This is a genomic window from Acidovorax sp. M14 (assembly GCF_049331375.1).
GTDB lineage: Bacteria > Pseudomonadota > Gammaproteobacteria > Burkholderiales > Burkholderiaceae_C > Acidovorax.
In genome coordinates this window covers 1,312,851-1,331,145 of sequence record NZ_CP186263.1, presented here as the reverse complement: position 1 = coordinate 1,331,145, position 18,295 = coordinate 1,312,851, and the positions used below count along the sequence as shown (strand labels likewise).

Genomic DNA, 18,295 nt, shown 5'->3' with positions numbered 1-18,295 from the left:
AAGGGCCTGCGCGGTGCGGAATGCGCGCCACAGGCGGGGCAGATTGTGGCATCCCGGACAATAGAGGGATGTCGGACACCACCCATTTGCTCATTCCCTACGCCGCCAGCGCCTCGCCGGGATGCCAGCAAGCCCAACAGGGCCTGGCCCTGCCCCACCTGGACCGGCTGCTGGCCCGGCTCAGCCCCCGCCCCGAATACAACGACACCGGCGAAGAAACCAGCTTCTCAGCCCCCCACGAACGCGCCCTGGCCCGCGCCCTGGGCCTGCCTGCGCAGGATGGCCGCATCCCCTGGGCGGCCTGGCACCGCCATCAGCAAGGTCTGACCACCCACGGCGAGGCCTGGGCCTTCGTCACGCCCTGCCAGTGGCAGGTCAGCACCGACCACGTCACGCTGCGCGACCCGGCGCAACTGGGCCTGGACGAAGCTGCATCGCGCGCGCTGCTGGCCATCGTCTCGCCCTGGTTTGCCGAGGACGGCATCACCCTGCACTACGACCAACCCACGCGCTGGCTGGCCAGCGGACCGCTGTTTGCCGGCCTGGCCACCGCGTCGCTGGAGCGCGTGCTGCTGCGCGACGTGCGCGCCTGGATGCCCGATGCCAAACAGGCCCGCACCCTGCACCGCCTGCACAGCGAGATGCAGATGCTGCTGTACACCCACGCCTTCAACGAGGAGCGCTCTGCGCAGGGGCTGCCGGTCGCCAACTCGTTCTGGGTACACGGCACGGGCGCAATGGCTGGCCCACCGCCCGCCACCCCATCCACCCCACCGCCCCACATGCCCACCACCCTGCGGGACGCTGCCTTGCGCGACGACTGGCGCGCTTGGGCCAGTGCCTGGGCCGCGCTCGACGCAGGCCCCGTGGCCGACCTGCTGCGCCAGGCTGAAAGCGGCTCGCCCGTGCAGTTGACCCTGTGCGGCGAACGCAATGCGCGGGGATTCCACACCGCTCCACGCAGCCTTGCCCAGCGGATTCAAGGCCTTTTTCGCCCCATGCGCTGGTCGAACATGCTGGTGCAGCTATGAAAATAATAGCGAGAGACATTCCTCCCCGAGCCGCCTGGGCGCTGGAGCAGGCCGGTGTGCACCCGCTGCTGGCGCGCCTGTACGCCGCGCGCGGCGTGCGGGCCAAGGACGAGCTGGACGATGGCCTGGGCCGCCTCCTGCCGCCCAGTGGCGACCAGGGCTTGAAGGGCATTGACGCGGCCGCCCGCCTGCTGGCCGATGCCATAGCACAGAACCAACGGCTCATCATCGTGGCCGACTACGACTGCGACGGCGCCACCGCCTGCGCCGTGGGCGTGCGCGGCCTGCGGCTGCTGGGCGCCCAGAACGTGGACTACCTGGTGCCCGACCGCGTGACCGACGGCTACGGCCTCACCGCCTCGATCGCCCGCCGCGTGGCCGAGCGGGGTGCCGACATGCTCATCACCGTGGACAACGGCATCGCCAGCGTGGACGGCGTGGCCGAAGCCAAGGCGCTGGGCCTGCAGGTGCTGGTGACCGACCACCACCTGCCCGGCCCCGAACTGCCCGCCGCCGACGCCATCGTCAACCCCAACCAGCCCGGCTGCCCGTTCGAGAGCAAGTCCATGGCCGGGGTGGGCGTGATGTTTTATGTGCTGCTGGCATTGCGCGCCGAGCTGCGTGCACGTGGCGTGTTTGACGCCGCCACCCAGCCCAAGCTCGACCCCTTGCTCACGCTGGTGGCGCTGGGCACAGTGGCCGACGTGGTCAAGCTCGACGCCAACAACCGCCGCCTGGTCGCGCAAGGCCTCAAGCGCATCCGCGCGGGGCAGATGCCCGCGGGCATCGCCGCCCTGTTCCACGCCGCCGGCCGCAAGGCGCCGGTGGCCACTACCTTCGACTTTGGCTTTGCCCTGGGCCCGCGCATCAACGCCGCAGGCCGCCTGGCGGACATGACGCTGGGCATCGAATGCCTGCTGACCGACGACACCGCCCGCGCTACCGAGCTGGCCGCCACACTGGACGGCATCAACCGCGAGCGCCGCGACATTGAAAGCGGCATGCGCGAACAGGCCATGCTGATGGCCGAGAGCCTGTTTGACGAGAGCGAGGAGCCCCCGCCCGCGATCAGCGTGTTCGACCCCGACTTTCACGAAGGCGTGGTCGGCATCGTGGCCAGCCGCATCAAGGACAAGCTGCACCGCCCCACCTTCGTGTTTGCAGCCAGCAGTGCGCCGGGCAAGGAGCATGAGCTCAAAGGCTCGGGCCGCTCCATCCCCGGCTTTCACCTGCGCGACGCGCTGGACCTGGTGGCCAAGCGCCACCCGGGCGTGATCCTGAAGTTCGGCGGCCACGCCATGGCGGCGGGCTGCACGGTGGCGGAGGAATCGTTCGACGTGTTCGAGCAGGCGTTTGCCCAGGTCGCGCAGGAATGGCTGGACGCCGCCACCCTCACCCGCCGTATCGAGACCGACGGCCCGCTGGCCCCTGAATACTGCCGCGCCGACATCGTGGACACCCTGCACCGCGAGGTCTGGGGCCAGGGCTTTGCGCCGCCCACCTTCAGCGAAGAGGTGCAGATCGTGAGCCAGCGCCTGGTGGGCGAGGCCAAGAACCACCTGTCGCTCAAGCTCATCCACCAGGGCAACCCCGTGGACGCCATCTGGTTCGGTCACACCGAGCAGCTGCCCGCCCGGGTGCTGCTGGCCTTCCGCCTGGATGTGAACGAGTGGAAGGGCGAGCGCAAGGTGCAGTTTTTGGTCGAAGGTGCGCAGGTCTAGCGCGCCACGGCTCAAGCCTGCGTCGGCCCCCTGCTTCGCTGGCGGATCACCGTTACTGGCTCGCCGCCTTGCCCCCAATTCTCAGGATCTATCTCGTCAATGATGACAGTGACGCTTTCCGGCCGCTTGTCCAGCACCTGCTGCATGAGCTGGGTCACGCCGGCAATCAAAGCGGCTTTCTGAGCGGCTGTGGTGGGCACGTCGCGGCGCGCTAGGCGGATGTTGACCAGGGGCATCGGAGAGTCCTTTCAGGGTGCACCAAAACAAAAGGCAGCTCACGCTGCCTTACTGTCAATTCGGCCGGAATACCGACCACAAAAATAGCTGCCAGCGCTTGACGGTCATGCGCTAGCAGCTATCGATTTAGAAGCTCTCCCAATCATCATCTCCGCCCTGCGGCGCCGCCTTGGCTGCGGGCGCTGGGGCTGGTGCCTTGGCCGCAGGCAGGCGCACCGGGGCGGGCGCAGGAGCCTTCGGCGCGGCGGACGACGCCACGCGGGGCGCGCTGGCGGTTGCCTTGGCCACGGCGGGCCGTGGTGAGGGCGCAGGTGCTGCAGCGCGGGGCGCCGCTGCCGGCGCCCGGGTCGCCACCGCGCCCACGTTGAAGACCGACACCACCTCTGCCAGGTGCTGCGCCTGGTCGCGCATCGAGGCGGCTGCGGCCGTGGATTCTTCCACCAGCGCCGCGTTCTGTTGCGTCATCTGGTCCAGGTGCGTGACCGCCTGGTTGACCTGCGCGATGCCGTCCCGCTGCTCGGTGGCCGAGGCGGTGATCTCGCCGATAAGGTCGCTCACGCGCTGTACGCTGGCAACGATCTCTTGCATGCTTTGCCCTGCCTGCGCCACCTGGGCCGAGCCCGATTCCACGTTCTCCACGCTGGCGCTGATCAGGGTCTTGATCTCTTTGGCCGCCTCGGCGCTGCGCTGCGCCAGGCTGCGCACTTCGCTGGCCACCACCGCAAACCCACGGCCCTGCTCGCCTGCTCGGGCGGCTTCCACCGCAGCGTTCAGCGCCAGGATGTTGGTCTGGAAGGCGATGCCGTCGATGGTGCCGATGATGTCGCTGATCTTGCGGCTGCTGTCGGTGATCTGCTGCATGCTGGTGACCACTTGGCTCACCACTTCGCCGCCCCGTGCTGCCGCTTGGGCGGCCGTGCCAGCGAGCTGGTTGGCCTGGCGGGCCGTGTCGGCCGACTGGCTCACGGTGGCGGTGAGTTGTTCCATGCTGGCTGCCGTCTCTTCCAGGTTGGAGGCGGTCTGTTCGGTGCGCGCCGACAGGTCGTGGTTGCCGTTGGCAATCTCCACCGACGCCGACGAAACCGAGTCCACCCCCTGGCGCACTTCGCTCACCACCCCGCGCAGCCGTGCCGACATGGCCGACAGCGAGCGCAGCATGTGGCCAAACTCGTCCTTGCGGGTGGATTGCAGTTCGCGCGTCAGATCGCCTGCTGCAATGGCATCGATGGTCTCGACCGCTTCGTTCAGCGGCAGGGTGATGGAGCGCACCAGCTTCCAGGCCAGGAACAGGCCGACTGCCATCAGCACCATGGAGCTGATGATGCCGGTGATGGCGTATTCAATGCGGCGCTGGGTGGCTTCGGCGCGGATCACGTCGCGGCGCTTTTCGAGCGTGGCCACAAAGTCGTCCTGCGCCTTGAGGTACTTGGTGACCAGGGGGGCGAATTCCTCGTCCGCATAGCGCTGGGTGGCCACAGCGTCGCCCGCGCCCTTCAGCTCCCAGGTCTTGGCGGTGGCGGCCAGCACGGCCTTGCGGGCCTCCAGCACCTTGTCGAGCGAGGCTTTTTCCTCGGGCGCGGTGGCAGCCGCCACGATGCCTTCCTGCACCTTGTTGATGTTGCCAATGATCTCCTTGACCTTGGCACCGTATTGCTCAGCCAACACGGAATCGGTGGTCACCGCGCCGCCCATGACCATGGTGACGGCGGTCTCGGTGGCACCCCGCCAGCGCACGGCAGCCGAGATGCGGGCCTCGATCTCGACCACGGCATCCATGGCCGCAGACATCGACGAGTTGCCGCGGTTCTGCGCAAACGCAGACAGCAGCAACATGGCAATCATGAGCCCCAGAAAGGCGCCCCACAGCTTGCGGGAGACGCGGATATTGTCAAATTGCATGGCTCTTTTCCTCGTGGATCGTTCTTCTTGGTCGGCCGTTCGCCACCATGAAACATTCGATTACATCCAATGTCGGCCGTAAGCCTACGCCAGCCCGTTGCCTCAACAGGCCTCGGACCCATCGGTACAAACCCGCATACTCATCGGTACCAGCACTGCTGCAGCGCCTGGCAGCCCCGCCCCGGCACGCTGGCGGCGCAAAGCCTAAAATGGGTTGGTGACTTCCATCCTCAACGCCGACCTGCACTGCCATTCCGTCGTTTCCGACGGAACCCTCACGCCCGAAGACCTGGCCGCGCGGGCCAAAGCCAACGGGGTCGAGCTGTGGGCGTTGACGGACCATGACGAAATCGGCGGCCAGCACCGCGCTGCTGCTGCTGCCCGGGCCCAGGGCATGGCGTACCTCACCGGCACCGAGATTTCGGTCACCTTTGCCGACACCACCGTCCACATCGTCGGCCTGGGCTTTGATCCCGACGACGCCCAACTGGCCCAGGGCCTGGCCGCCACGCGCGGCGGGCGCGGCGAACGGGCGCAGGAGATGGCGGCCCAGCTGGCACAGGTGGGCATCAAGGGTGCCTATGAAGGCGCACTGCAGTTTGTGGGCAACCCGGCCCTCATCTCGCGCACCCATTTCGCGCGGTTTCTGGTCGAAACCGGCGTGTGCAAGGACACCTCCGAGGTGTTTCGCAAGTTCCTGACCGAAGGCAAACCCGGCTATGTGCCCCACCGCTGGGCCAGCCTGGGCGACGCCGTGCGCTGGATCACGCAGGCGGGGGGCATGGCGGTGATCGCTCACCCCGCGCGCTACAAGTTCAGCGCCAACGAAGAATTCGCACTGTTCTCCGAATTCAAGCAGCACGGTGGCCGGGCGGTCGAGGTCGTCACAGGCAGCCACAGCGCGGCCGAGTACGTGACCTATGCCGACATGGCGCAGGAGTTTGGCCTGGCCGCATCGCGTGGCAGCGACTTCCACAGCCCCGACGAATCGCACACCGACCTGGGCACGCTCCCCTTGCTGCCCGGTGCACTGACCCCCGTGTGGGAACTGCTTTCCGACCGGATTTTGCGATGACCCCGCGCTGCCGCAGCCGCGCCAGCCGCCCCCTGGACGACCTGCCACCCGGCAAGACACCCACACGCAGCGCCACGCATCACTGAGAACCTGCTCCATGGCCCAGTATTTCGAAGCCCATCCCGACAACCCGCAACCTCGGCTGCTCAAGCAGGCTGCACTGCTGCTGCAAAAGGGCGGCATCGTGGCCGTGCCCACGGACTCCAGCTACGCGCTGGTCTGCCACCTGGACGACAAGGACGCGGTAGACCGCCTGCGCCGCATCCGCCAGGTGGACGAAAAACACCACCTCACCCTGCTGTGCCGCGACCTGTCGGAGCTGGCCAACTATGCGCGGGTGGACAACCGCCAGTACCGCCTGCTCAAGCTGGGCACGCCGGGGCCATACACCTTCATCCTTGAAGCCACCAAGGAAGTGCCCCGCCGCGTGAGCCACCCCTCGCGCAAGACCATTGGCCTGCGGGTGCCCGACCGCAAGGGCCTGCAGCTGCTGCTGGAGCTGCACGGCGCCCCGCTGCTCGCCACCACGCTGATCCCAGCGGGCGAGACCGAGCCCCTGAACGACCCGCAGGAAATCCGCGAGCGCTATGAAAAGCTGGTGGACGCCATCGTGGATGCCGGGGCCTGCCCGCTGGAGCCCACCACGGTGGTGGACCTGACCCCCATGGGCACCGGCGGCGACCCGGTGGTGGTGCGCGAGGGCCGGGGCAGCCTGCAAGCGCTGGGGCTGTAAGAGCCCCCTAAAAAAGCCCGCTGAAAGAGCCCGCCGCAAGAGCGGCACCCCGCTCGACACATTCGCCGCAGTGCAGCGCGCTTCGCCCTGCCGCCGGTAATGCGCCCCTGAAGGGAGAGCCGCGCGGCGGCTCAGAGACTCGTCAGAGCTTGAACGCTCCCACCGCCTGCTCCAGGTCGCGGGCCTGCGCCGACAGGGCCGACGCCGTGCTCACCGCATGCTGCACCAGCGAGGCTGTCTCCTGCGTGCTGCCGTCCATGTGCGACACCGCCACATTGACATGGCTGATGGCTTCGCTCTGCTCGCGCAGGGCGGTGGAGATTTCGCCCAGCAGCGCGCTGACCTGGCCCACAGCGCCGACGATCTCTTCCATGGTCTTGCCCGCCTTGCCCACCTGACCAGCGCCGCTTTCGACCTGTTCGACCGACGCGCTGATCAGCGCCTTGATCTCGCGCGCGGCCACCGCGCTGCGCTGGGCCAGGTTGCGCACCTCGCTGGCCACCACGGCAAAGCCACGGCCCTGCTCGCCAGCACGGGCGGCCTCCACAGCGGCATTGAGCGCCAGGATGTTGGTCTGGAAGGCGATGCCTTCGATGACCTGGATGATGTCCACGATCTTGCGCGAGCTGCCGCTGATGGCCTGCATGGTCTGCACCACCTCGCCCACCACCGACCCACCCTGCTCAGCAATCGCCGACGCCTGCACGGCCAGGCCGCTGGCCGAGTGGGCGCGCTCGGCGTTCTGGCGCACGGTGGCCGTCAGCTGCTCCATGCTGGCCGCCGTCTCGGTCAGGGACGACACCTGGTCTTCCGCGCGGCGCGACAGGTCGGTGTTGCCGTGGTCAATGTCTGCCGCAGAGGCGGTAATCGAATCGGTGCTTTGCTTGATGCGGGACACCAGGTCGGTCAGCGTGTCCTCCATGGTGCCCAGCGCACCCAGCAGGCGGCCAAAGTCGCCCTCCAGGTCAGAGTTGAACTCCTGGCTCAGATCGCCAGACGCCACCGTTTCGGCAATCAGAATGGCCTGGTTGAGCGGCGCCACGATGCTGGCGCGCAGGCTGAGCGTGGCCCCCAGGGCCAGCACAAACACCACCACACTGCAGCCGATAACCCAGCTGCGCGCACTTTGCAACTGTGCCAGCGCCGCCTGGGCCGGGGGCGTGGCGCCCTGCAGCGCCTGCTCGGCACCGCCGATGCCGGACAGCGCCATCACCATCAGCAGCAGCACGACCAGTGCGAGGCCGCCAAACGCCAGCAACAGGCGCGTTCCGATCTTCAAGTTGTTCCACATGGCTTCAATGTCTCCAGGCCTGTTGTATGTCGTTGTGGGAGGGGCCGCCGCGCAGCGCTGCGCGCCAAAGGGCACGAACTTGCAAAACTGGCACGGGCTGCAGGCAAGGGGTTGATGCTAGCAACGAACACCCCGCCTGGAGACCCGTCGGCATACGTACAACCCACAATACGCGGCCGCCCCCGGGCGCCTGAACACCCGCCGGGTCACCCTGGCAACGCCGGGGACAGCGGGGCGTCTGAGACAATCCCCGCGTGGACACCTCCAATCTCATCCAAACCGTTCTGATCTACGCCCTGCCGGTGCTGTTTGCCATCACCGTGCACGAGGCGGCCCATGGCTACGCGGCGCGCCACTTTGGCGACAACACCGCGTACATGATGGGGCGCATCACGCTCAACCCTTTCAAGCACATCGACCCGATCGGCACCATCCTGATGCCGCTGCTGCTGTACTTTGCAACCTCGGGCGCCTTTTTGTTCGGCTATGCCAAGCCGGTGCCGGTCAACTTCGGCAATCTGCGCAACCCCAAGAAGCACATGGTATGGGTGGCCTTGGCCGGGCCCGCGTCCAACTTCATCCAGGCCATCGCCTGGGCCGTGCTGCTGGTGGTGCTGGTGGGCACAGGGATTGAGGAGCGCTTCTTTCTGGAAATGGCACGCGCCGGGGTCATGGTCAACCTGGTGATGTGGGCCTTCAACCTGTTTCCGCTGCCACCGCTCGATGGCGGGCGCATCCTGGTGGGCCTGTTGCCCTGGCGGCAGGCGCACATGGTGTCGCGCATCGAGCCCTGGGGCTTTTTCATCGTGATGGGCCTGGTGATCGCCGGGGTGGTGGGCACGCTGTGGCTGCGCCCTCTGATGGCTGTGGGCTACACCGCCATCAACCTGTTGCTCACCCCGCTGACGGCCCTGCTGCGCTGAGCGCAGCACAGCTTGCGAGCCTGCCACTTCCTGTTCATTTGATCTGCTGAGTTTTTGTTTCCCATGAGCACCACCCGTTTTCTCACCGGCATCACCACCACCGGCACCCCCCACCTGGGCAACTTCGTCGGCTCCATCCGCCCGTCGGTGGCGGCCAGCCTCACGCCCGGCGTGCAGAGCTTTTACTTTCTGGCCGACTACCACGCGCTCATCAAGTGCGAGGACCCGGTGCGCATCCAGCGCTCCACGCTGGAGATCGCGGCCAGTTGGCTGGCGGCAGGCCTGGACCCCGAGAAGGTCACGTTCTACCGCCAGTCCGACATCCCCGAGATTCCCGAGCTGACCTGGCTGCTGACCTGCGTGACCGGCAAGGGCGTGCTGAACCGCGCCCACGCCTACAAGGCCAGCGTGGACAAGAACACCGCCGCCGGGCGCGAGCAGGACGACGGCGTGACCGCGGGCCTGTTCATGTACCCGGTGCTGATGGGCGCGGACATTCTGATGTTCAAAGCCCACAAGGTGCCGGTGGGCCGCGACCAGATCCAGCACATCGAGATGGCCCGCGACATGGCAGCCAGCTTCAACCACCTGTACGGCGAACACTTCGTGCTGCCCGAGGCGGCCATCGACGACCATGTGGCCACACTTCCAGGGCTGGACGGCCGCAAGATGAGCAAGAGCTACGACAACACCATTCCGCTGTTCAGCTCGCGCGCCCAGCTGCAAAAGCTCATCGGCGGCATCCTGACCGACTCGCGTGCGCCCGGCGAGGCCAAAGAGGTGGAAGGCTCGGCCCTGTTCCAGATCTACCAGGCCTTTGCCACGCCCGAAGAGACCGAGGCCCTGCGCAAGGCCTATGCCGACGGCATTGCCTGGGGCGACGCCAAGCACCTGCTGCTGGAGCGCGTGGACCAGGTGATCGCCCCCATGCGCGCGCAGTACGAGGAACTCATCCACAACCCCGCTCGCATCGAGCAGACCCTGCTGGCCGGCGCCGAGCGCGCCCGCGCGCTGGCCACACCCTTCATCCGCGAGCTGCGCAGCGCCGTGGGCCTGCGCAGCCTGGTGCAGGCCAGCACGGCCGCCAAACCGGCCAAGGCCGCCAAGACTGCCCTGCCCGCCTTCAAGCAGTACCGCGAGGCCGACGGCAAGTTCTACTTCAAGCTGGTGGCCGCCGACGGCCGCCTGCTGCTGCAGAGCACGGGCTTTGACGCGCCCAAGGAGGCCGGTCAGGCGATCGCCCAGTTGCAAAAGGACAGCGCAGCGCTGCAGACCCTGGCCCCGCGCCTGGCACCGGTGGACGGTGTGGACACCGCCGAGGTAACGGCCGCCCTGCAGGCGCTGGCCGAAGCCGCCGCTACATAAGCCCGCGCCCCCCACGCGCACGGTGCGCCCCGTGCAAAGCACACAGCCCGAGCCGCAAGGCTGCGGGCTTTTTTCACTCTTTCCAATGTCCAAAAAGCTACGTTTTTGATAGCTGCTCAGGCATATTCCACTGGCGCTACCGGCCAAAAAGGCTTCAAACACCCTTCCATCACCCGGTAAAGGCCCCTCTGCATACTGGGCGCTCCTTCAGTCCCGGTACCGCACCAGGGCCCACAGCGTTGGGCGCTCTCCGGTGCGCAGCCCGGTCTGCACCGTGCCGGTGAAGCTCCAGCGCCGGTCCTGCGACTCCCAGCCATGGGCCAGGGCCAGGCTCCAGCCCGGGGCGCGTTGCACAGTGTTGGCCTCGTCGCTGTAGCGCATACCGCGCCAGGTCAGGCGCAGCAACGAAAAGCTGCGCGCCTCATGGCGCCATGTGGTCTGGCCCAGCACCACGTGGCGGGCAAAGCCGGGCAGCCAACGCCCCTCCAGACCCGCCCCGGTGTTGCGCGATGTAGTGTGGATGTAGCTACCCAGCACGCTCCAGCGCGGACCCAGCAAATGGTTGACGGACACCGTGGCCTGCGCCAGCTGCCCCTGCCCGAAGAGGGGCGTTTCCTCATAGGTGTTGAGCGTGGTCTGGGCATTGAGCACCACGGGCGCAATGGTGGCCACGTTGTCGAACAGCGCCCCCGTGTTCTGTGCAAACAGGCGACCGTTGGCGGCCACGAGGTTGCTGATGCGCTGCCCCGACAGGCTGGCACCCCAGAAGGTGGTGGGGCTGGCCTCCCAGTCCAGTTGCACCGCGTGCTTGCGGGCGTAGCTGCCCGCCAGCAGGTACTGGTTATCCACGGCAATGGCGCCCGTGGCGACGGGCGACAGGGTGTGCGTGCCGGGCGCCCGCACGCTCTCCTGCCAGGCCCAATGCAGTGCGCGGCCCGGGCCCAGGCGCAGGCTGGCGCCCAGACGCGGCAGCAGCCGGTGGTGGTGCGCCGCGCCGTCGTCCTGCGCGGGCAGCAGGTCTTGCCCCGTCGCCGTGTCTGCATAGCGGTCGCGCTGCCGGGTGGTGAACCGAGGCCAGTACGCCTCGGCCATCCAGGTCCAGGCACCGCTGCGCCATTCGCCCGCCACCCAGGGCATGTGGTAGCGCTCGGCGTTGGTGCGCGGTGTGGTGATGCCAGGGTCGGAGATGGCGCTGACGGTGTCCCGGTCCACGCGCTCCCAGCCCAAACTCAGGCGGTGCACGCCCCAGAGCACCGTGTGGCGCAGGAACAGGCCCTGCTCGTCACTGGCATAGCGGTAGTCCTGCGGGCCCCAGCGCGCATCGTCCAGCACCAGGCCGGAGGTCTGGCGCCCGCTGTGCACCTTGAACCAGGTCTGGCTGTCGGCCGACCAGCGCCACGCAGCGCCCAGGTCGGTGCGGCGGGTGCGCGTCTCGGCGCCGCCGGTGAAGGTGATGCCGTTGCCAAAGTCCAGCCCCTGCGGAAAGCGGTAGCGCAAGGTGGTATCGCCGTGCAGCGCGAACAGCGACAGGCTCTCGTTGGGCAGCACACCCAGCGCCAGATCCACTCCGGGCGATGACAGGCGGTACTGCGTGGCGGCGGGACCTTCGCGGGGCCACATCTGCACATCGTTGGCCCGCACCAGCCAGGCCACAGTCACGCTGCTGGCAGCGAACCCACGGTAGCCCATGTCAGCCGTGGCGTTGTGGCGCAGCGGGTTGCGCTCGGCACTCACCCCCGCCGATGTTTCGCGGCCTTCCGACAGCAGCAGGGGCGCGCGCTTGTCGCTGGCGCCAAACACGGTGGGGTCGGTGAGGTAGCCCTGGAACAGCTCGGAGCGGCGGCTGAAGTCGCTCTCGTACCGGTCGGCCAGAAAAAAGTGGCTGCCGGCCCACAGCGGGTAGTACGACGCACTGGCGTAGGCCCGTGCCCAGTGCTCCATGCCGAAGTCGCCCAGCGCCTTGCCCAGGTTGGCCGAGCCCTGGCTGTCCGAGGCCAGCGGGTTGAGCGACTTCAGGTAGGGCAGCCGGGTGAGTGCTTCGCGCGCGGCGGCCATGGCCGCCACGGGCTCGCCGCTGTCGTTGCGCAGCATGGCCTCCACCTGCCAGGGCAGCGGGTCCCGCGCATCGGCCAGGCGGGCGCGGTCCAGCGCGTCCAGCGCTGCAGCGCGTTCGCCCAGCGTGTATTCGGCCACCGCCAGCCATACCTGTGCGCGGGCGTATCGCGGCTCGATCACCAGTGCCTTGAGCAGCGCAGTGCGGGCGGCCTCGGCATCGCCTTGCCGCAGCGCCAGCAGTCCGGCAGCCGCCAGGGCCACGTAGTCGTCGCCCGACTGCGCCAGCGCGGCATCCAGGTCGGTACGCGCCTCGGCCAGGCCCAGGGCTTCGATGGCCGCCGTGGCGGCTTCGCCCCGGTAGGCCGCATGCTCCGGCGCCAGGGCCACGGCCTGGGCCAGCGCACTGCGGGCCGCACGCAGGTCTCCACGCTCTTGCAGTGCGCGGCCCAGCCCTGCCAGGGCGGCAGCCCACTGCGCATCCCCCTCCGCGTGGGCCACTGCCTGCCGGTACAAGGCCAGGGCGGCGTCACCCTGCCCTTGCAGCCGGTGCCAGTCGGCGTCGGCCTGCAGCAATGGCGCAAAGCCGGGAGACGCGCCCCGCGTGGTGTCCAGCCAGGTGCGCGCCTCTGACAGGCGATCCAGCACCATGAGCAGGTCGGCGCGGCCTGCAGCGGTGCGGGGGTCTTGCGTGCGCTGCCAGGCCAAGGCCAGGCGCTGCTGCGCGGCGTCAGGCTGGCCGTCCAGCACCTCCAGGTCCGCCAGGGCCAGCTCGACCACGGCCCCACCATCCTCCTGCGCCGATAGCGTCTGCAACAAGGCTCGCGCCTGGGCCCATTGCCCCGCGCGCAATGCGGTGCGTACCTCCGCCAGAGCGGCTGGCGCCGTCTGCCCGGGCTGGAACTCGGCCCAACGCGTCAGGTCGCCCGGGTAAGCGGCCACCCACTGCACCCGCTCGCGGGGGTTGACCAGAAGGCGCTTGACGGGCGCCTGGCCGGGCTCGGCCACGCCCTGCTCGGCGGGCCCCAGCTGCACGCTGCCCTGGTCGTTGCGCAACTCGACGGCGCCAGACAGCACGGTGAGCGTGGTCCGCCCCGTTCCGTCCACCTCCACGTCCCAGTCGGTACCCCGCACCACGGCCAGCGCTGCCGGCGTTTGCAGTTGCAGGTTGGCCGGGGCCTTTTTGGTGCGTGCCCACAGACGGCCCGCGGCCAGCTCCAGCAGGGTGCGAGTGGGCTGTGCCTCGCACAGCCGCAATTGCGCGTTGGCCGACATGCGGATCTGCGTGCGGTCCGCCAGCAGCAGCGCTGCCGACGACAGCGCCAGCGTGCGCATGTCTGCGCCCGGACCTAACGGCTGGGCAAGTGTGGCAGGCAGCCAGGGCTGTGTGCCCGGGGGGCGCGTTTCGCCTTGGCCGCTGAGCGCCACAATTTGCGCAGCCACTGCGTCAGGCGCCAGGGGCAACCCGGCACATTGCGCACTGGCACCGGCAGCCGTCCAGGTCGACAGGGCAACACCCACCAGCGTGAGCCACACCGGGCGCGACGGGGAGGACACAAGGGGGATGGGCATGGTGGGCCTCTCTCTGGGGGAGTCTTGCGCCGGGGACTCAGGTCTTGTCCAGCGCCTGCGCGGTGAATACGGCAGTGGCGCCCGCTACAGGGCCGTCCGCCAGCGCAGTGTCTGCCTGGGCATGCACCCGGGCCTGCCAGCGCAGCGCCTGCCCGTGCCACTGCGGGGCATGTGCGGCCGCGTGCGCGCACGCATCGGCACAGCATTGCAGAGCCTGCGCCCAACGCGCAGCGTGAAGGTGGTCCCGCAGCGTGTGGCTGATGGAGGCCAGCGCGGCGTCGTCACACGGCGTGTACACGTCCACACCGGTGCTGCGCCCAGCCAGCACCACGGTGTCCAGCCACATCAGCGGGACCTCTGGGGCATCACCCGCTGGCACTGCCTGCAGGGCATCGTGTGTGGCGCCCGACAGGAGGATGCCTGTGCCGAAGGCCTTGTTGGCGCCCTCCAGCCGCGCGGCTGTGTTCACGGCGTCGCCCACGGCGGTGTACGTAAAGCGCTCATGCGACCCGAGGTGCCCTACCGCCGCCTCGCCCGTGTGCAAGCCAATGCGCAGTTGCACCTGCGCAAACGGTGTGCCCCGCCACAGGGCCCGCAGGTCCACCATGTCGGCCTGCATGGCCAGCGCGCAGGCCAGGGCACGGTCTGCGTGCCGGGGGTTGGGCAAAGGCGCGTTCCAGAAGGCCATGACAGCGTCGCCGATGAACTTGTCCAGCGTGCCACCGTGCTGGTGCACGGTGTGGGTCATGCGGGAGAAGTAGGCATTCAGCGCCTGGGCCACGGCCTCGGGCGGCAGGTGCTCGCTGGCGGCGGTGAAGCCTGCCAGGTCAGAGAACAGCAGCGTCAGCACACGACGCTCGCCATGCAGTTGCGGCTGGGCACCGTCGGCCACCAGGGCATCGACCACGGCGGCGGGCACGTAGCGGGCAAAGTCTGCGCGCAGCTGTTCGCGGCGGCGGTGTTCGCGCCAGTAGCTGTCAGCGGCGCCCACGTTCAGGTGCAGGGCCAAGCCCGCTAGCGTGGGCAGTGCCGTCCACCACACCCCTGCCAGGTAGGCCCACAGCCCGCCCAGCAGGGCCAACAGCGCAAGCGCGGCACTGAGCATCACCGCCCGGCCACCGCGCCAGCGCCGGGTCCAGGCGGCCACGCAGCCCACGGCCAGCGCGGCCTGTAGCCAAGGGCCTGCCGGTTGGGCGGGTACCACCCAGTCCCCCGCCAAGCCATTGACCAGGGCCGTGGCGTGCACCAGCACGCCGGACTGCGTACCCGCGCCCAGCGCACGCAGGGGCGTGGCGAACTGATCGACTCCGTCCACCGGCGTGTTCTGCCCCAGAAGCACCAGGCGCCCCTGCACGGCCGCAGCCGGTAGCGCCTGGCCGGCCTCCAGCGCCTGGGTGTAGTGGGCGTAGGGCAGCGGGACCTCGGGGGCGTAGTAGCGCAGCAGCGCGCCCGGCGGTGGGGGCTGAAAACTGCGCCCGCCGCTGCGCGCCAGCTCCTGCCACAGGGCATCGCTCCGAGCGGGTGCAAGACGCAGCACGCCATCGTCATCCGGCTGCACCGCCACACTGCCCTGGCGGGCCATGGGAAACACCGAGGGCACGGTCTGCCGGTATTGCGCCACCTGCGAGGTGTTGACCGCCACATCGGCCGCAGCCAGCACCACCGGCATGCGCCCTTTTAGGGTCGCCGCAAGCGCTGCATCGTCCGCAGGGGACTGGGATGCGGCAAACAGCATGTCGATGCCCAGCGCCGAGGCGCCCGCCGCAGACAAGGCCTGCAGCAGTTGTGCGTGCAGGCGGCGCGGCAGGGGTGGGGTCAGGTTCAGCGCCGCCAGGCTGGGCTCATCCAGCCCGACCACCAGCACGCCCACGTCGGGCGGCGGCGCAGCGGTCCAGCTGGCCAGCAGGTCATGCTCCAGCCGTTGCAGCGGCGTCCAAACTGGCAAGGCGGGCAGCAGCGCCAGCAAGCCCAGCGCGAGCAGTACCCGCAACGCCCAGGGCCGCCAGGCGTCTTGTGTGACCGGTGCTCGCGTACTTGCCATCCCGCCCCTCCACCGCTGCATGCAGCCGTGCATGCAGCGCCCACTGTAGTGGCTGTGCCTGCGCATGCACAGTGGGGGCTTACACGCATGGCCCACGCTACGAACGCCCCGCATAACACCTATGGGCAGCCACCGGGCATGTGCGTAAACTGGCCTTTTGATCGGCTTGGGAGACTTCCATGAAACTGCTGTGTGCCTCCGTGTCCGTGCTGGCCTTGCTGGCGGGCTGCAATGCAACCAACCCCTACGGCCCCGCGGGTCCCATGGCCTCGGGCCGCGACCGCACCTTCAGCGTGCCGGTGTACGGACCCGACACCTCGCAGGCGTATGCGGCGGCCAACCGCGAATGCCAGCGCATGGCCCTGCACGCCAAACTGTTGCGCAATGACGGCTCGCGCCTGGTGTTTGAATGCGTGAGCGAGCTGCAGGACAAGCCTTGAGGCCAGCCGCCCCGCCAGCGTGCCGCCACTGGGCGAGCGGTGCAGTATTGCTGGCGCTTTCTGCGCTGATCGCAGGCTGCCAGCACACGCCCTCGCCCCCGGCAAGCACAGCCACGTCGCCCTGGGTCAACAGCCTGGGCATGGCCTTTGTCCGTGTGCCTGCGGGCACTTTCTGGATGGGGGGCGTGCCCCCCATCGAGGCGCTGGAAAAGACCTTCCCGCTGCTGGAGCGCAAGCGCCTGACCGACCTGGCAGATGAATCGCCTGCCCATGAGGTGCAGATCACGCGCGACTTCTACCTGGGCCAGCACGAGGTCACCGTGGGGCAATTCCAGCGCTTCCTAGAGGCGTCTGGCTACCAGCCAGAGTCAGAGGCCGACGGCACCGGGGGTTATGGCTACAACCCTGCCTACGACCCGGCCACCACGCGGCGCGGCGATGCGTTTGAGGGGCGCGACCCGCGCTACTCGTGGCGCAACCCTGGCTTTGCGCAGGGCCCGGACCACCCCGTGGTGAACGTGACCTGGAACGACGCACAGGCCATGGCCCAGTGGCTCAGTCGCACCGAGGGCCACCGCTACCGCCTGCCCACCGAGGCGGAGTGGGAATACGCCTGCCGTGCAGGCAGCCGCAGCCTGTACCCCCACGGCGACAACCCGCAAGAGCTGGTGTCTGCAGGCAACACCTTCGACCAGGCTGCGGCCCCGCAGTGGCCACGCTGGCGACAGCAAGCGCTGGCGGGCAACGATGGGTACGCCTTCACCGCACCGGTAGGCCGCTTTGCGCCCAACGCCTTTGGGCTGTACGACATGCTGGGCAACGCCTGGGAGTGGACGGGCGACTGGCATGGCGACACCTACTACGCCGAGTCCCCACGCAATGACCCCACCGGTCCAGCAGAGGGCAGCGTGCGCGTGCGCCGGGGCGGCTCGTGGCACACCTGGGCGCTCTATGCACGCTGCGGATACCGCAACTGGAACAGCCCGCAGACCCGCTACACCCTTGTCGGCATGCGGCTGGTGCGCGAGATAGCAGCAGAGCCCCCCGCGCGGTGACCAGCATGAGCCGGGAGGGTTAACAAATGTCAAAACCCTGCTCGCCCCGCGCGGAGCGCGCCTGCGCCGTGGTAGTTATCGCCAATAATGCCCAGTTCGATTTTGGATGGGGAGAACCATGCGCATAGCCGCTTTGGACGACGATGCGCTTCAGCTGGATCTGATCAAGCAGGCCACGGAGGCGATGGGTCATGTGTGCCACACCCACCTGACCGGTGCGGAGCTGATGCGCACGCTGCGCCGCGAGACCTTTGACCTGCTGATCGTGGACTGGCACCTGCCCGACACCACCGGGCCTGAGGTGGTGCGCTGGGTGCGCCAGAACGTCGCGGCCCGCGTACCCGTCTTGTTCGTCACGCACCGCCAGGAAGAGCGCGACATTGTCGAAGGCCTGGGCAGCGGCGCGGACGACTTCATGGTCAAGCCGGTGCGCATCGGCGAGCTCAACGCCCGCATGGCCGCCCTGCTGCGCCGCGCCTACCCCGAAAACACCGGCGGCGTGATGGAGTTCGGCCGCTACCGCTTTCTGCCCGAAACCCGGTCCATCGAAAAAGACGGGGTGGCCGTGGAGCTGAAAAACCGCGAATACGACCTGGCGCTGTTCCTGTTCCAGAACATGGGCCGATTGCTGTCGCGCGACCACCTCAAGGAAGTGGTTTGGGGCCAGGTGGCCGATGTGATGTCGCGCTCGCTGGACACCCACATTTCACGCCTGCGGACCCTGCTCGACCTGCGCCCTGCCAACGGCTTCATCGTGACGGCGGTGTATGGCGTGGGCTACCGTTTTGAAGCCGTCGAGGGCCAGCACAAGGGCTGACGCAGTGCCGCGACGGCGTCTGGCGGGCACTGCCCCCTGAAGG

General features: G+C 68.5%; 14 protein-coding genes. 9 read left to right on the top strand and 5 right to left on the bottom strand.

The genetic code is table 11. The features are described 5' to 3' along the window. Window positions 1-68: 68 nt before the first annotated feature. Complete coding sequence (locus ACOYR4_RS06245; RefSeq protein WP_422848978.1) at window positions 69-1,031, top strand: phosphoglycerate mutase; 963 nt, start codon at window positions 69-71, stop codon at window positions 1,029-1,031. Next, window positions 1,028-2,752, top strand: coding sequence for a single-stranded-DNA-specific exonuclease RecJ (recJ, locus tag ACOYR4_RS06240; protein ID WP_422848977.1), 1,725 nt, complete (start codon window positions 1,028-1,030; stop codon window positions 2,750-2,752). The genes ACOYR4_RS06245 and recJ overlap by 4 nt, the downstream gene beginning before the upstream one ends. Window positions 2,753-2,763: 11 nt before the next feature. Here recJ and ACOYR4_RS06235 read toward each other — a convergent pair whose 3' ends face one another. Together ACOYR4_RS06235 and ACOYR4_RS06230 are read right to left on the bottom strand one after the other, a co-directional pair. Next, the gene (locus ACOYR4_RS06235; protein ID WP_060984563.1) at window positions 2,764-2,988 is read right to left on the bottom strand and encodes a tautomerase family protein; all 225 of its coding nucleotides are present in this window, start codon (window positions 2,986-2,988) and stop codon (window positions 2,764-2,766) included. Window positions 2,989-3,115: 127 nt separating this feature from the next. Beyond that, on the bottom strand, window positions 3,116-4,888 hold the full coding sequence (locus ACOYR4_RS06230) for a methyl-accepting chemotaxis protein (protein ID WP_422848976.1): 1,773 nt from the start codon (window positions 4,886-4,888) through the stop codon (window positions 3,116-3,118). 217 nt (window positions 4,889-5,105) lie between these two features. Here ACOYR4_RS06230 and ACOYR4_RS06225 point away from each other — a divergent pair, with 217 nt between their 5' ends. Further along, the gene (locus ACOYR4_RS06225) at window positions 5,106-5,963 is read left to right on the top strand and encodes a 3',5'-nucleoside bisphosphate phosphatase (protein WP_060984573.1); all 858 of its coding nucleotides are present in this window, start codon (window positions 5,106-5,108) and stop codon (window positions 5,961-5,963) included. A gap of 97 nt (window positions 5,964-6,060) precedes the next feature. Further along, window positions 6,061-6,696 carry an L-threonylcarbamoyladenylate synthase gene (locus ACOYR4_RS06220; protein WP_056060901.1) on the top strand — a complete coding sequence of 212 codons (636 nt, stop codon included), beginning with the start codon at window positions 6,061-6,063 and terminating at the stop codon, window positions 6,694-6,696. 142 nt (window positions 6,697-6,838) lie between these two features. Here the strand turns inward: ACOYR4_RS06220 and ACOYR4_RS06215 are convergent, their stop codons facing one another. Further along, window positions 6,839-7,987, bottom strand: a complete 1,149-nt coding sequence (locus ACOYR4_RS06215; protein ID WP_422848975.1) for a methyl-accepting chemotaxis protein — start codon at window positions 7,985-7,987, stop codon at window positions 6,839-6,841. A 254-nt stretch (window positions 7,988-8,241) separates the two neighbouring features. Here ACOYR4_RS06215 and ACOYR4_RS06210 point away from each other — a divergent pair, with 254 nt between their 5' ends. Together ACOYR4_RS06210 and ACOYR4_RS06205 are read left to right on the top strand one after the other, a co-directional pair. Then, window positions 8,242-8,910 carry a site-2 protease family protein gene (locus ACOYR4_RS06210; RefSeq protein ID WP_422848974.1) on the top strand — a complete coding sequence of 223 codons (669 nt, stop codon included), beginning with the start codon at window positions 8,242-8,244 and terminating at the stop codon, window positions 8,908-8,910. A 63-nt stretch (window positions 8,911-8,973) separates the two neighbouring features. Beyond that, window positions 8,974-10,275 (top strand): tryptophan--tRNA ligase, encoded by a 1,302-nt coding sequence (locus ACOYR4_RS06205; RefSeq protein ID WP_422848973.1) that lies wholly within the window; start codon window positions 8,974-8,976, stop codon window positions 10,273-10,275. A gap of 207 nt (window positions 10,276-10,482) precedes the next feature. On the opposite strand, the gene ACOYR4_RS06200 is transcribed toward ACOYR4_RS06205, so the two are convergent. Together ACOYR4_RS06200 and ACOYR4_RS06195 are read right to left on the bottom strand one after the other, a co-directional pair. Then, window positions 10,483-13,899 carry a FecR domain-containing protein gene (locus tag ACOYR4_RS06200; RefSeq protein ID WP_422848972.1) on the bottom strand — a complete coding sequence of 1,139 codons (3,417 nt, stop codon included), beginning with the start codon at window positions 13,897-13,899 and terminating at the stop codon, window positions 10,483-10,485. Between the two features lie 37 nt (window positions 13,900-13,936). Next, on the bottom strand, window positions 13,937-15,940 hold the full coding sequence (locus ACOYR4_RS06195; RefSeq protein WP_422848971.1) for a CHASE2 domain-containing protein: 2,004 nt from the start codon (window positions 15,938-15,940) through the stop codon (window positions 13,937-13,939). 179 nt (window positions 15,941-16,119) lie between these two features. Between ACOYR4_RS06195 and ACOYR4_RS06190 the strand changes: the two genes are divergently transcribed. The 3 genes from ACOYR4_RS06190 (at window position 16,120) to ACOYR4_RS06180 (ending at window position 18,252) form a co-directional block, all read left to right on the top strand. Next, complete coding sequence (locus ACOYR4_RS06190) at window positions 16,120-16,380, top strand: hypothetical protein (protein WP_291445000.1); 261 nt, start codon at window positions 16,120-16,122, stop codon at window positions 16,378-16,380. 47 nt (window positions 16,381-16,427) lie between these two features. Next, the gene (locus ACOYR4_RS06185) at window positions 16,428-17,435 is read left to right on the top strand and encodes a formylglycine-generating enzyme family protein (protein ID WP_422849631.1); all 1,008 of its coding nucleotides are present in this window, start codon (window positions 16,428-16,430) and stop codon (window positions 17,433-17,435) included. A 118-nt stretch (window positions 17,436-17,553) separates the two neighbouring features. Then, the gene (locus ACOYR4_RS06180) at window positions 17,554-18,252 is read left to right on the top strand and encodes a response regulator transcription factor (RefSeq protein WP_422848970.1); all 699 of its coding nucleotides are present in this window, start codon (window positions 17,554-17,556) and stop codon (window positions 18,250-18,252) included. Window positions 18,253-18,295: the final 43 nt, after the last annotated feature.

Bases quoted from the DNA above. Each gene is read 5' to 3' on its own strand.
- ACOYR4_RS06230 (WP_422848976.1), bottom strand. From the start codon at position 4,888: ATGCAATTTGACAATATCCGCGTCTCCCGCAAGCTGTGGGGCGCCTTT.
- ACOYR4_RS06195 (WP_422848971.1), bottom strand. From the start codon at position 15,940: ATGGCAAGTACGCGAGCACCGGTCACACAAGACGCCTGGCGGCCCTGG.
- ACOYR4_RS06205 (WP_422848973.1), top strand. From the start codon at position 8,974: ATGAGCACCACCCGTTTTCTCACCGGCATCACCACCACCGGCACCCCC.
- ACOYR4_RS06180 (WP_422848970.1), top strand. From the start codon at position 17,554: ATGCGCATAGCCGCTTTGGACGACGATGCGCTTCAGCTGGATCTGATC.
- ACOYR4_RS06220 (WP_056060901.1), top strand. From the start codon at position 6,061: ATGGCCCAGTATTTCGAAGCCCATCCCGACAACCCGCAACCTCGGCTG.
- ACOYR4_RS06245 (WP_422848978.1), top strand. From the start codon at position 69: ATGTCGGACACCACCCATTTGCTCATTCCCTACGCCGCCAGCGCCTCG.
- ACOYR4_RS06215 (WP_422848975.1), bottom strand. From the start codon at position 7,987: ATGTGGAACAACTTGAAGATCGGAACGCGCCTGTTGCTGGCGTTTGGC.
- ACOYR4_RS06200 (WP_422848972.1), bottom strand. From the start codon at position 13,899: ATGCCCATCCCCCTTGTGTCCTCCCCGTCGCGCCCGGTGTGGCTCACG.
- ACOYR4_RS06190 (WP_291445000.1), top strand. From the start codon at position 16,120: ATGAAACTGCTGTGTGCCTCCGTGTCCGTGCTGGCCTTGCTGGCGGGC.
- ACOYR4_RS06235 (WP_060984563.1), bottom strand. From the start codon at position 2,988: ATGCCCCTGGTCAACATCCGCCTAGCGCGCCGCGACGTGCCCACCACA.
- recJ (WP_422848977.1), top strand. From the start codon at position 1,028: ATGAAAATAATAGCGAGAGACATTCCTCCCCGAGCCGCCTGGGCGCTG.